The 12,400-nt window shown below is 72.0% G+C and carries 14 protein-coding genes and 1 pseudogene; 12 read left to right on the top strand and 3 right to left on the bottom strand.

Annotated elements, in window-relative coordinates; all coding sequences use genetic code 11:
- Positions 1-71 precede the first annotated feature (71 nt).
- From ACFXI4_RS14840 to ACFXI4_RS14860, 5 genes are all read left to right on the top strand, one after another.
- Positions 72-323: a hypothetical protein gene (locus ACFXI4_RS14840; RefSeq protein WP_362564663.1), complete on the top strand. Its 252-nt coding sequence runs from the start codon at positions 72-74 to the stop codon at positions 321-323.
- A gap of 28 nt (positions 324-351) precedes the next feature.
- Positions 352-810 carry a TadE family protein gene (locus ACFXI4_RS14845; RefSeq protein WP_384990498.1) on the top strand — a complete coding sequence of 153 codons (459 nt, stop codon included), beginning with the start codon at positions 352-354 and terminating at the stop codon, positions 808-810.
- Complete coding sequence (locus ACFXI4_RS14850) at positions 811-1,227, top strand: TadE/TadG family type IV pilus assembly protein (protein WP_362722091.1); 417 nt, start codon at positions 811-813, stop codon at positions 1,225-1,227. It abuts the gene before it with no gap.
- 2 nt (positions 1,228-1,229) lie between these two features.
- Positions 1,230-1,691: a pilus assembly protein TadG-related protein gene (locus ACFXI4_RS14855; protein WP_362722108.1), complete on the top strand. Its 462-nt coding sequence runs from the start codon at positions 1,230-1,232 to the stop codon at positions 1,689-1,691.
- Positions 1,692-2,006: 315 nt separating this feature from the next.
- Entirely contained in the window at positions 2,007-2,357 is a 351-nt protein-coding gene (locus tag ACFXI4_RS14860) for an SsgA family sporulation/cell division regulator (RefSeq protein WP_384990500.1), read from the top strand.
- Here the strand turns inward: ACFXI4_RS14860 and ACFXI4_RS14865 are convergent.
- Entirely contained in the window at positions 2,347-2,709 is a 363-nt protein-coding gene (locus ACFXI4_RS14865; RefSeq protein WP_384990503.1) for a hypothetical protein, read from the bottom strand. The genes ACFXI4_RS14860 and ACFXI4_RS14865 overlap by 11 nt on opposite strands.
- Positions 2,710-2,788: 79 nt before the next feature.
- Here ACFXI4_RS14865 and ACFXI4_RS14870 point away from each other — a divergent pair, with 79 nt between their 5' ends.
- From ACFXI4_RS14870 to ACFXI4_RS14895, 6 genes and pseudogenes are all read left to right on the top strand, one after another.
- Positions 2,789-5,770: a BTAD domain-containing putative transcriptional regulator gene (locus tag ACFXI4_RS14870; RefSeq protein ID WP_384990506.1), complete on the top strand. Its 2,982-nt coding sequence runs from the start codon at positions 2,789-2,791 to the stop codon at positions 5,768-5,770.
- Positions 5,767-6,735, top strand: coding sequence for a prepilin peptidase (locus ACFXI4_RS14875; protein WP_384990509.1), 969 nt, complete (start codon positions 5,767-5,769; stop codon positions 6,733-6,735). Before ACFXI4_RS14870 ends, ACFXI4_RS14875 begins: the two co-directional genes overlap by 4 nt.
- A 72-nt stretch (positions 6,736-6,807) precedes the next feature.
- Positions 6,808-8,007, top strand: coding sequence for a cyclic dehypoxanthinyl futalosine synthase (mqnC, locus tag ACFXI4_RS14880; protein ID WP_362716340.1), 1,200 nt, complete (start codon positions 6,808-6,810; stop codon positions 8,005-8,007).
- A gap of 7 nt (positions 8,008-8,014) precedes the next feature.
- On the top strand, positions 8,015-8,461 hold the full coding sequence (locus ACFXI4_RS14885; RefSeq protein ID WP_362716338.1) for a hypothetical protein: 447 nt from the start codon (positions 8,015-8,017) through the stop codon (positions 8,459-8,461).
- A gap of 30 nt (positions 8,462-8,491) precedes the next feature.
- Positions 8,492-9,301: pseudogene (locus tag ACFXI4_RS14890) on the top strand (acyltransferase family protein); the annotation flags it as partial.
- A 23-nt stretch (positions 9,302-9,324) separates the two neighbouring features.
- Positions 9,325-10,020, top strand: a complete 696-nt coding sequence (locus tag ACFXI4_RS14895) for a demethylmenaquinone methyltransferase (RefSeq protein ID WP_362716335.1) — start codon at positions 9,325-9,327, stop codon at positions 10,018-10,020.
- A 36-nt stretch (positions 10,021-10,056) separates the two neighbouring features.
- On the opposite strand, the gene ACFXI4_RS14900 is transcribed toward ACFXI4_RS14895, so the two are convergent.
- Together ACFXI4_RS14900 and ACFXI4_RS14905 are read right to left on the bottom strand one after the other, a co-directional pair.
- On the bottom strand, positions 10,057-10,365 hold the full coding sequence (locus ACFXI4_RS14900) for a PASTA domain-containing protein (RefSeq protein WP_362716332.1): 309 nt from the start codon (positions 10,363-10,365) through the stop codon (positions 10,057-10,059).
- A 110-nt stretch (positions 10,366-10,475) separates the two neighbouring features.
- Positions 10,476-11,012, bottom strand: coding sequence for a GNAT family N-acetyltransferase (locus ACFXI4_RS14905; RefSeq protein ID WP_384990513.1), 537 nt, complete (start codon positions 11,010-11,012; stop codon positions 10,476-10,478).
- Positions 11,013-11,060: 48 nt separating this feature from the next.
- On the opposite strand from ACFXI4_RS14905, the gene ACFXI4_RS14910 reads away from it, so the two are divergent.
- Complete coding sequence (locus ACFXI4_RS14910) at positions 11,061-12,395, top strand: geranylgeranyl reductase family protein (protein WP_384990515.1); 1,335 nt, start codon at positions 11,061-11,063, stop codon at positions 12,393-12,395.
- Positions 12,396-12,400 lie beyond the last annotated feature (5 nt).

Below are 12,400 nucleotides of genomic sequence, written 5' to 3' on the forward strand. Positions count from 1 at the left end.
GAACCTTCGCCAACTGCTGTACCGACAGGAACGATAGGAATAGGGGAGAACTCACCATGAAGGAACGGAACCTGACCGGGCGGAACTTCAGCACCGGCATCCCGGCGATGGACTTCCTCGTCACCTTCCTCCAGAGCCGGGTGCAGCGCGCCCGCTCCGGCGAACTCGACCGCGGTGCCTCGGCCGTCGAGTGGGTCATCATCTCCGCGGTCGTCGTGGCGATCGTCGGCGTGGTGGCCGCCATCATCAACGCCGCGCTGAGCGACGGTGCCAAGAAGGTCGGCGACTGCATCAAGGGCGCCAACGCGAGCGGGACCTGCTGACCGGGCGCGCGACGGGGACACAACGGGGATGACGGGGGTCTTTGTGGACGTGAACGGATGGCTGCGCCGCCGGGCGGCCGCCGCGCGCGGTGACTCGGGTGACTCGGGCATGACCGCGATCGAGTTCGTGTTCCTCACTCCCGTCCTCTTCTTCATGATCTTCGCGACGGTGCAGTTCGCGCTGTACTTCTTCGCCGACCACGTGGCCCAGGCGGCGGCCCAGGCGGGCGCCCGCAAGGCCCGTGCCACCGCGGACGCCGAGCCCGGCGCCTGGCGCGGCGAGGCCCAGGACGTGGTCGACTCCTACATCAGGCAACTCGGCCCGCAGCTGGTCCTGTCGCCCGACGTGAAGATGCTCCAGCCGGAACAGAACACGGTCGGCGTCGAGATCTCGGCCCGCATCCCGACGGTGTTCCCGGGCCTGGACCTGACGGTGCACGCGCGGTCGTCGGGGCCGGTCGAGCGATTCGTGGAGGACAGGAACTAGATGTCCTCCGCAAGGGAAAGAGCCCTGGACGACCGGGGGTTGTCGACCGTCGAGGTCGTCATCCTCGCCCCGGTCATGATCCTGTTCATCCTGGTGCTGGTCGCCTTCGGGCAGCTCGTCGACGGGCGGGGCGCGGTCGACGGCGCCGCACGCGACGCGGCCCGTGCCGGATCCATCCAGAAGGACCACGCGACGGCCATGTCGGAGGCGCGCAAGGCCGCCGAGGCCGACCTGTCGGACGTCTGCACCGGCCCGGTCTCCGTCGTCCAGACCAGTGCGGGCTTCGCACCCGACAGCATCTTCACCGTCGAGGTGAGCTGTGAGGTCCGGGGCCTGGCCATGCTGGGCCTGGACATCCCCACCACGCTGTCCGCGAGCTTCTCCTCGCCGCTGGACCCGTTCCGGAGGTCGGCGTGAGCGTGAGCATCGCGCTGCTGCGCACCTGGTGGACCGCGCGCCGGCTCCGCCTGGACGACCGGGGCTCGGGCGCCGGCGCCGTCATCATCTTCGCCCTGGTGTTCCTGTCGCTGTCCGCTTTCGTCATCGACGGCGGCCTGTCCATCTCCAAACGCGAACGCGCCGCGGACATCGCGGAACAGGCGGCGCGCTACGCGGCGCAGGACATCGACAGGGAGAAGCTGTACGAGGGCCAGGGCACCGCGCCCATCAACTTCCAGGACTGCGACGCCCGGGTGAGGACCTTCGCCCGCGAGATGGACATGTCCACGGCCGACATCGCGGCCACGCACTGCGTCGCCGCCGATGCCCAGCAGGTCCAGGTCGAGGTCCAGTTGACGTACGAACCGGTCTTCACGGGCATGTTCTACGGCGGCGCGATCGTGGTCCACGGGCAGGCGACGGCGGAGAACGAGGTCGGCTGACCGGCCTGGCCGGCCCGTCGTCGTGACGGCGGCGCAGGCGGTGACCGCGGGGGAACCGTGGTGCGCGGCGGAGTGCTGTCGTCTCCGGCGCACCGGCACGTGACGGATGTCACTCAACTGCCGTGCGATTCCGGCGTAATCAGACGCAGGGCAGCCACTCCATATCTACGACGCCCCACGACGCCCCACGACGCCCCACGACGCCCCACGACGCCCCACGACGCCCCACGACGCCCCACGACGCCCCACGACGCCCCACGACGACCCACGCCGGCCCCGGCACCGCACCGGGTCCCTCACCGACGGAGTACGCCCGTGCCCATCACGCTCGAACAGCCCACCGGCGCCCGTCTGCTCACCGCCGACGAGCAGGAGGTGGCGGTGCCCGCGACCCTCCGCTACACCTCGGCGGACCCGCAGGCCGTGCACTTCGTCTTCCCGCCGTGGATCTCCCTGGACGGCGAGGAGGTCACCTGGAGCTTCGCGCGGGCGCTCCTGGTGGAGGGGCTCCAGGCACCCACCGTCGTCGGCAACGTGCACGTACGGCCGTACAGCCCCTCGCGCACGGTCGTCGAACTCCGCGCGGCGGAAGGGGTCGCGGCGATCACCTTCGCGACCTCCGTCCTCCGGCGTTTCCTGCTGTCCTCGCTGCGCGTCAGCGATTGACGGACTGGATCTCCTGGACGGTGACGTCCTGGCCGGTGGCGAGGACGCCGTCCGGCAGGCCGTCGCCGGCACCGTCGGAGCCGCGCCAGGTGACGGAGGTCTTCAGCCGGTACGGCGTCCCGTGGGTGGCCCGCAGGCAACGGACCCCGCAGGAAGGCGCCCTGTCCCCGCAGGCGGCGAGCAGCAGCGCCGAGGCGGCCGTCAGGATGGTGCGGGCTGTGCGGAGTCTGTGGAGGGGTGGTGTGCGGGGCGGCCGCCGATAACTCCGGCCAACTGGGCGCCAGTCGCCGAACGGGCATAAAAAGGGCGCCGGTTCGGCGTTCTTCCCTTCGACGCTGTCAGTTCCAGTCAATAGGATCGTCAAAGGGGGCTCGGTAGGCTCGATGCGCCCTCGGCCCGCTCCTTCCACACACGACCCCAGGACACCCGCCATGGCGCGACGCAGCACATCAAGCTCGACGGGAAGACCGACGGGGAACCCGTCGGGTCCGCGGAACCGGACCCCGCAGCCGGTGCGGATGCGACGGCGTACGTTCGGGGACTTCGTCAAGGCCTTCCTCGCCTTCGTGGCACTGCTCGCCCTCGTCGTCGCAGTCCCCGGCGCCCTCGCCGTGACCGTCGGCTGGCCGCTGCCGCACGGCGCGCCGAAGATGGAGTGGCTGTCGCAGCCGATCGGCGTCGACACGTTCCTGAACACCCTGACGGTCGTCGTGTGGCTGGCGTGGGCCCAGTTCACGGCGTGCGTGCTGGTGGAGGTCAAGGCCGCCGTCTCCGGTGTGGGCATGCCCAGCCGGGTGCCCGGCGCCGGTCCCAGCCAGCTGCTCGCCCGGCAGCTCGTCGCCGCCCTGCTGCTGGTCGGCGCCACCGCCGCCAGCCTCACCCCGGGCCTGTCGCAGCTCGGCCACAGCATCGAGGGCAACCAGAAGGGCACGGTCGCCGCCGCCCAGGCCACCCCCGGCCTCCTCGCCCAGCAGCAGGAGCAGGCGAAGAGCACCGCCGCCGCCCTCGCCGAGCAGGCCGGCCACGCGGCGGCGCAGGCCCAGGCCGAACACGGTTCCACCACCGCGCACGGGGCGACGAAGTACTACCGGATCCAGCCGCCCGAGGGCCGCCACCACGACTCCCTCTGGGAGATAGCGCAGCGCCACCTCGGCGACGGCCGCCGGTACAAGGAGATCTACGAGCTCAACAAGGACCGCGTCCAGCCGGACGGCTCCCGGCTCTCCGAGGCCAGCCTCATCCGGCCCGGCTGGATCATGGAGATGCCCGGCGACGCCCACGGCGGCGAACTCGTCGAGAACCCTGACGCGCATGTCTCGGCGGACGTCCGGCAGCAGATCGGCGACTACGCCAGGACCGGCGACCACGCCCAGCATCAGCAGCATCAGCGGCAGGGCGGGCAGCACGCGGGTGAGGACGGGGCGACCGCGCAGATCACGGTGCCCGCGCAGCGCCAGGCCGGCGACGCCGGCTCGCACGCCCGGCAGAACGCCGGAGACTCCGCGGCCAGGTCGTCCGACGGGTCCGCCTTCGGACTGCCGGAGGCGCTGCTCGGCGCCCCGTTCCTCGCCGCCGGCCTGCTCGCCGCCCTCGGCCGCCGCCGTCGGCAGGCCCTGTGGCAGTCGGCGCTCGGCGCCGTCGGCGGCCGGCGCGGCATGGAGCCGCCGACCCCGCACGGCGACGCCCAGGACGTGCAGGACGCGCTCCTGGTCGGCGCGGACCCGGAGGGCGTACGGCTGCTCGACCGGTCCCTGCGCGGACTCGCCGCCGCCCTCACCGCCGAATCCCGTTCCCTGCCCGTCGTCTACGCGGCCTGGCTCAGCCACGGCGATCTGCATCTGCAGCTCGCCCAGCCGGCCGGCAAGCCCCCGGCGCCCTGGCAGCTCGGCCAGGACCAGACGTTCTGGACGCTGTCCCGCGCGGACGCCGGCCGCTACGAGGACACCGACACCGCGGCGCCGTACCCCGGCCTGGTCAGTCTCGGCACCATGGACGACTCACGGCTGCTGCTCAACCTGGAGGCCGTGCCCGGCATGGTCTCGCTGAGCGGCCGGGAGGCCGACCGGGCCGCCGTGTTCTCCTCCGTCGCCGCCGAACTCGCCACCAACGGCTGGTCGGACCGCATGACCATCACGCTCGTCGGATTCGGTGCCGACCTCACCCCGCTCGCCCCCAACCGGCTGCGTCATCTCGAGGACGTGGAGGCGCTGTTCGAGACCATGGAGGCCGAGACCCGGCAGCGCCGCGGCGCGCTCGGCGCCGCCGGGCACGACTCGGTCCTCACCGGCCGCACCGGCCCGGCCCAGCACACCCGCTGGGCGCCGAACCTGGTGCTGCTCGCCGCCCAGCCGTCCGCCGAGGACGCGCTGCGACTCGCCGAACTCGCCGCCGACGCCGCCCGGCTGGGCATCGGCTATCTGGTCGGCACCGAGAGCACCGACCTGCCCGGCGCCGCCTGGGCGATGGAGATCACCCCGGACGGCAAGCTCCTCGCCCCGCTGCTCGGCCTCGAACTGGAAGCCCAGCTGCTGCCGGCCGTGCAGCAGCGCGCGGTCGTCGAGCTGTTCGTCGAGGCGGACCCCGAACGCGACCCGGACGGGCCGACCAACGCGCCGCCGTTCCTCGTCGACATCAGCGAACAGGGCCGCCCCGCTGTGTACGCGCGGCTGGTCGGCCCGTACGAGATCATCGGCCTGGACACCCCGGACGGCGAACGCAGCGCGCTGCTCCACGAGGCGCTGGCGCTGCTCCTGCTGCACCGCGAAGGTGTGCATCCGCGCGTGCTGTCGTCCGCGCTGTGGCCGCGCGGGGTGACGGAGGACGTCCGCGACGCGTTGCTGGACCGGCTGCGTGCCTGGCTGGGCACCGACCCGGACGGCAGCCCGCGACTGCGCGCCGACGCCACCGGCCGCCTCGTGCTCGCCAAGTCGGTCGTCTCCGACCTGGACGTCCTGCGCTCCCTCTACCACGAGGCCACCCAGGGCAAGGGCGCCGACAGCCGGGCCGTCCGCGGCCGTCTCCTCACCGACGCGCTCGTACTCGTCCGCGGTCCGCTGCTCGCCGACCGCGCGGAGGGCCGTTACCGCTGGCTCACCCACGAGATCATCGACGCCCAGCTCCCCCTGCTGGTCGCCGACATCGGCCTCGCCCTGTCCGCGTTCCACCTGGAGAAGGACCGTGCGGAGAAGGCGATCGAGGCGCTCGGCGCGGCGCTGAAGACCGCTCCGGCCGACGAGCGTCTGTGGAACGAGCTGCTGCGCGCCACCCACGCCACCGGCGACCCGGACCGCCTGCGCGCCCTCGCCGCCGACCTGGTCACCCGCAGCGGGGCACGCGGCCTGCCCCCGCGCACCGAGGCCCTCCTCGACGAACTCCTGCCGACCTGGCGCGAGGGCGCCGCCGCGACGGGATGACCGCCCTGGACCTCGCCCTGCCGGCCGCCGCCGCCCTCTGGGGCGCGGCGGCCGGCGCCCTGCTGCCCCGCGCCGCGTACCGCTTCTCGGCACCGGCGGGGGAGGACTGGCGCACCACCTGCCCCGGCGGTCACCCGCTCACGGGCTGGCTGGGCCGGGCACACTGCGCCGCGTGCGCGACGGCCGGGGAAGCCGAGGGCTCCCCCTTCCCCCCGGCACGGCCGAACGAGCCCGCCCGGGTCTCCGACGAGGGGCCCCCGACCGGGGACCACCCCGTCCGGTCCGCGCCGGACGACGGGTCCGTGCCCGCGTCCGATGGGAACGGCACCGCGCCTGGCGGCGGTTCCGTCTCCGCGTCCGGTGAAGGGTCCACGCCCGCGTCCGGCGAACGGCGCACGGCGCCCATCCCCGCGCGCGCTGCCTACGGCCCCCGCACCACCCCCCTCGCCGTCGCCACCGCGCTGGTCTGTACGGCGCTGGCGCTCGCCACCGGTATCCGGCCCGAGCTGGGCGTCTGGCTGGTGCTCGCGCCGGTGGGCGTGCTGCTCGCGACCGTCGACTTCCGGGTGCAGCGCCTCCCCGACCCCCTCACCCTCCCCCTCGCGGCCGCGGCCCTCGCCCTCCTCGGCGGGGCCGCGCTGCTCCCCGAGCACGCCGGCCACTGGCTCACCGCGCTCTGCGCGTCCCTCGCCCTCGGCGCCGCCTACTTCGTCCTCTTCCTCGTCAACCCCGGCGGGATGGGCTTCGGCGACGTGAAGCTCGCGCTCGGGACGGGCGCCGTCCTCGGCTGGTACGGCTGGCCCACCGTGCTGCTCGGCACCTTCGCCGGCTTCCTGTTCGGCGCGCTGTACGGCGGCGCGCTCGTCGTCGTACGCCGGGCCGGGCGCAGGACGGCGATCGCGTTCGGCCCGTTCCTGATCGCGGGCGCCTTCGCGGCGCTGCTGGTCGGCGCCTACACGGCCTGAGGTCGGGCCGTCCGGGGGCCTGGCGTAGGCTGGCGGAGTCTGTCCACAACCCTTGACGAAAGGGACGCCCAGGTGACCGAGAAGGCCGACCTCCAGTCTGTCCTCGACCGTGCCGCCGCCGGTGGGCGGATCACCCCGGAAGAGGCGCTCGACCTCTACCGCGACGCGCCGCTGCACGCGCTGGGCGCCGCCGCCGACGCCGTACGCCGCCGCAGGTACGCGGGTACCGAGCACATCGCGACGTACATCATCGAGCGGAACATCAACTACACCAACGTGTGCGTCACGGCGTGCAAGTTCTGCGCCTTCTACGCGGCCCCCAAGGACAAGGCCAAGGGCTGGACCCGCGACCTCGACGACATCCTGCGCCGGTGCGCGGAGACGATCGAGCTGGGCGGCACCCAGATCATGTTCCAGGGCGGCCACCACCCCGACTTCGGTGTCGAGTACTACGAGCAGAACTTCAAGGCCATCAAGGACGCGTTCCCGCAGCTGGTGATCCACAGCCTGGGGGCGTCCGAGGTCGAGCACATGGCCCGGATCTCCGGCGTCCCGGTCGAAGAGGCCATCACCCGCATCCACGAGGCCGGCCTCGACTCCTTCGCCGGTGCCGGCGCGGAACTCCTCCCCGCACGCCCCCGCAAGGCCATCGCGCCCCTCAAGGAGAGCGGCGAGCGCTGGCTGGAGATCATGGAGGCGGCGCACCGGCTGGGCGTGGAGTCCACCTCCACCATGCTCATGGGCACCGGTGAGACCAACGCCGAGCGCATCGAGCACCTGCGGATGATCCGGGACGTCCAGGACCGCACGGGCGGCTTCCGGGCCTTCATCCCGTACACCTACCAGCCCGAGAACAACCACCTGAAGGGCCGCACGCAGGCGACCCTCTTCGAGTACCTGCGGATGATCGCGATCGCGCGCATCTTCATGGACAACGTCGCCCACATCCAGGGCTCCTGGCTGACCACCGGCAAGGAGGTCGGCCAGCTCTCGCTGCACTACGGCGCCGACGACCTCGGCTCGATCATGCTGGAGGAGAACGTCGTCTCGTCGGCCGGTGCCAAGCACCGCTCCAACCGCCTGGAGATCATCGACCTGATCCGCAAGGCGGGCCGGGTCCCTGCGCAGCGTGCGACGACGTACGAGCACCTCGTCGTGCACGACGACCCGGCGAACGACCCGGTGGACGAGCGGGTGATGTCCCACATCTCCTCGACGGCGATCGAGGGCGGGACCGCGCACCCGGAGTTGAAGCTCCTCACCTCCAACTGACCTGACCGTGGAGACGATTCACGCGGCGGACCTGGTCTTCGCGGCCTGGGACGCCGAGCCGGTCGAGAACGGCGCCGTGGTGGTCGTACAGGACCGGATCGGTGCCGTGGGCCCGTACGAGGAACTGCGCGGGCGGTTTCCGCGGGCGCGGGTACGCCGGTGGCGGGGGTCCCTCGGCCCCGCCCGGATCCACGACGGTCCCCTTCCGGAGGCGCCCAGTCCGCGCGAGCGCGTGCACGCGGTGCTGAAGCGGGGCGCGGTGGTGGTCCTGACGGCGTACGCCGACTCACCCGGACTCCGGGCGGCGGCCGACCGCAACGACGTCCTGGTGGTCCCCGCGGCCCGTCCCGCACGGCTCACCGAGACGGCCAGGGCCGACCTGGCCGTGTTCGACGAGGCGGGGGAGTGTCTCGCGACGGTGTGCGCCGGGCGCCTCGTCCACAGACGAAAGTAGGGTGCCCCGCCCCGGCCGGCACGCCCGCACGTCTTCGTCGTGCCGGCGATGCTGATCCACGACTGGATGCCGGGCTGGCAGATCGTCTACCGGGTCGTGCCGCTCGGTGACCCGCCGGGCAACGCGTGGGGGGAGCAGGCCTGGGAGATCCTCTGGTACCTGCGGACCTACCTCTGGTTCGTCCTCCTCCCGCCGGCCCTGCTGTGGATCTTCCGCAAGGCGCCCGTCCCGGTCCTCGTCCTGCCCCTCGTCCCGACCCTGATCCTGAACTTCGTCTGGTCCGGGCCGGACGACCGGCTCGGCAGCGCCGTGTGGGACCTGTCGACGCACCTCTTCTGCTGGATCCTCGGCTTTGCCCACCGCGACGGCGTGCTCCGGCGGACGAACCCGGCCCTGGTGGTCCTCGCCGCGCCCGCCGCACGGGGCTACGGCGGCTGGTACGCCTTCTCGCACCAGGCCGACTTCGGCAGCTACGACCTGGACGGGAACCCCCTCGCGCAGGACTTCTGGTCGGCCGGGTCCGTGCTGCTGCTGATGTGGGCGAAGGCGTACTTCAGGATCGACTTCGCGTGGCTGACCCGCTTCCGGCGGCTGGACCGGACGGTCACCGTCTTCAACGCCCGCGCGGTGACGATCTGCCTCTGGCCCGAGAACGCGCTGATCCTGGCGGTCCCGCTGATCGACCGGATGTGGAACGTCCCGGCGTTCGAGAAGTGACTCCCGCTGGAGAGCCAGTGGTTCATGTTCGGCGTCGGCTGGATCCTGATCGCGGTGTTCGTCCTGCTGTGCGGCGGGGTGGAGGACGTGGCGGCGAAGAAGAAGCCCCGGCTCCTGCCGTGACGGCGGGCTGCAAGAATGGCGAGGTGACCCGCGCCTCCCTGAACAAGCAGCCGCACGAAGTCGCCTCGATGTTCGACGACGTGGCGGAACGGTACGACCTGACCAACGACGTGCTGTCGCTCGGCCAGGACCGGCACTGGCGGAAGGAGGTCGCCCGGGCGGTCGACGCGCGGCCCGCGCAGAAGGTCCTCGACCTGGCGGCCGGCACGGGCACCTCGTCCCAGCCGTTCGTCCGGGCCGGCGCCTACGTGGTGCCCTGCGACTTCTCCCTCGGGATGCTCCAGGTCGGCAAGCGGCGTACCGCCTGGATGCCCTTCACCGCCGGGGACGCCACCAGGCTGCCGTTCAAGGACGACACCTTCGACGCCGTGACGATCTCCTTCGGCCTGCGCAACGTCCAGGACACCGACGCGGCCCTGCGCGAGATGCACCGTGTCACGCGCCCCGGCGGGAGGGTGGTGATCTGCGAGTTCTCGCACCCCACCTGGGCGCCGTTCCGGACCGTCTACACCGAGTACCTGATGCGCGCGCTGCCGCCCGTCGCCCGCGCGGTCTCCTCCAATCCTGACGCCTACGTCTATCTCGCCGAGTCCATCCGTGCCTGGCCCGACCAGCCCGCGCTGGCCGGACGGCTGCGCGAGGCGGGCTGGTCGAAGGTGGCCTGGCGCAACCTCACCGGAGGGGTCGTCGCCCTGCACCGGGGCTTCAAGGCGGCCTGAGCCCCCTTGGGGGAGGCCCGAGCCCCGTCCCGCGCGTCACCCGCCGATCACCTCGAAGGTGTCACCGGGCTGGTCCAGCTCCCGTTGCAGCCCGCCCGTCGGCGGCCGTGGGATGCGTGGCTCGCGCACGCCTCCACCGCCCTCGCCCTCACCGAAGTCGAACCACACGTACACCATCGAGTCCCGCGGCACCTCGGCACCGGCCTGCGGGAACTGGCGTACGACGTACTCGACGACCGTGAGATGGAAGTCCGGCCGGTCCGGCGCGTTGAGAAACAGCCCCCGCGCGCGGGCGGTGTCGCGCGCGTCCATGGCCATCAGTCCCACCAGCCGTGGCACACGCACTTCGGGTGTTTTGGGTGTTATTTGCACAGATGTCACCCCCAGCGGTACTGGAAGGGTAACCCCGGGCGCATGGCGGCCGGAAGCGCCAAGTGTCTTTCTGTAACAGATCGTTACTCTGAGTCACCGATCGGCCGGCCGGCCCGCAGGTCGAGCCGGAAGCAGAGGGCGTCCTCCTTGAACCGCGGATGCGGGAACGTCTCGGCGAGCTCCATCCCGAGGCGGCGGGTCACCGCGACCGACCGCTCGTTCCCGGGCCGCACCATCGCCACCACCTTCGGCACCCCCGCCGCCCGCAGCCGCTCCAGCGTCGTCAGCGCCGCGGCCGTGGCATACCCCTGGCCCCAGTACTCCCGGCCGAGCCGCCAGCCGATCTCGAACTCGCCTTTGGGCCCCCAGTCCTGCGGCCAGGGCTGGGCGCCGGTGAAACCGATGACCCGCCCGGACTCGTCGGCCATCGTCCACAGGCAGAAACCGAGCTCCGCGTCGTGCCGGCGCTGCCGCGCGGTGAGCTCCTCGTAGACGGACAGCTCCGCGGACCTGCCGCCGTGGAACTGCATGACGTCCGGGTCGTCGAAGACCCGGTACCAGGCGAACGCGTCCTCGTGCGTGGGTACACGCAGCCTTACCGCGGGGAGAGCTCGGTTCACAGGGGCAGCCCTTCAGCCGGGTGATCAGTACCGCTGAATAGACTGCCCATGTCCAGTGCCGGTCGGCACGCAGATTTCGAGCCTTGGGGAGACCCCGTCGTGACCGAGCCCCTCTCCGAAAACACCGCCGATGTCATCGTCGTCGGCGCGGGGCCAGCCGGCTCCACGACGGCGTACCACCTCGCCAAGTCCGGTCTCGACGTGCTCCTGCTGGAGAAGACCGAGTTCCCGCGCGAGAAGGTGTGCGGCGACGGCCTCACCCCGCGAGCGGTGAAGCAGCTGGTCGCCATGGGCGTCGACATCTCCGAGGAGGCCGGCTGGCTGCGCAACAAGGGCCTGCGCATCGTCGGCGGCGGCACCCGCCTCCAGCTGGACTGGCCGGATCTCGCCTCCTTCCCCGACTACGGCCTGGTCCGCAAACGCGACGACTTCGACGAACAGCTCGCCCGGCAGGCCCAGAAAGCGGGCGCCCGCCTCTTCGAGCGCTGCAACGTCGGCGCCCCGGTCATCGACGACCGCACCGGCCGGATCACCGGTGTGCATGCCAAGCTCGGCGAGGAGAAGCGCGAAGTCACCTTCCACGCGCCGCTCGTCGTGGCCGCCGACGGCAACTCCACCCGCCTCTCCCTGGCGATGGGCCTGCACCGCCGCGAGGACCGCCCGATGGGCGTGGCCGTACGGACCTACTTCACCTCCCCCCGTCACGAGGACGACTACCTGGAGTCCTGGCTGGAGCTCTGGGACCGCCGGGGCCCGCAGGACCGCCTGCTGCCCGGGTACGGCTGGATCTTCGGTATGGGCGACGGCACCTCCAATGTCGGCCTGGGCGTCCTGAACACCTCCGACTCCTTCAAGGAACTGGACTGGCGCGAGGTCCTCAAGGCCTGGTGCGCCTCCATGCCCGCCGACTGGGGCTACACCCCGGAGAACATGACCGGCCCGATCCGCGGCGCGGCCCTCCCCATGGCCTTCAACCGCCAGCCCCACTACACGCGCGGCCTGCTCCTCGTCGGCGACGCCGGCGGCCTGGTGAACCCCTTCAACGGCGAGGGCATCGCCTACGCCATGGAATCCGGCCAGATCGCCGCCGACGTCATCGTCCAGGCGCACGCCCGAGCCACGCCCGGCCAGCGCGAGACGGCCCTGCAGCGCTACCCGCGGGTCCTCAAGGACACCTACGGCGGCTACTACACGCTCGGCCGCGCCTTCGTGAAGCTCATCGGCAATCCGAAGGTCATGCAGATCGCGGCCCAGCGCGGCCTGACCCATCCGCTGCTCATGAAGTTCACCCTGAAGCTGCTGGCGAACCTCACCGACCCGACCGGCGGTGACGCGATGGACCGCATCATCAACGGCCTGAGCAAGGTGGCCCCGAAGGCCTGAGCACC

This window comes from Streptomyces sp. NPDC059224 (assembly GCF_042754285.1).
GTDB lineage: Bacteria > Actinomycetota > Actinomycetes > Streptomycetales > Streptomycetaceae > Streptomyces.

Coding starts and splice junctions, on each gene's coding strand:
- ACFXI4_RS14845 (WP_384990498.1), top strand. CDS start 352: ATGACGGGGGTCTTTGTGGACGTGAACGGATGGCTGCGCCGCCGGGCG.
- ACFXI4_RS14850 (WP_362722091.1), top strand. CDS start 811: ATGTCCTCCGCAAGGGAAAGAGCCCTGGACGACCGGGGGTTGTCGACC.
- ACFXI4_RS14870 (WP_384990506.1), top strand. CDS start 2,789: ATGGCGCGACGCAGCACATCAAGCTCGACGGGAAGACCGACGGGGAAC.
- ACFXI4_RS14875 (WP_384990509.1), top strand. CDS start 5,767: ATGACCGCCCTGGACCTCGCCCTGCCGGCCGCCGCCGCCCTCTGGGGC.
- ACFXI4_RS14910 (WP_384990515.1), top strand. CDS start 11,061: ATGTCCAGTGCCGGTCGGCACGCAGATTTCGAGCCTTGGGGAGACCCC.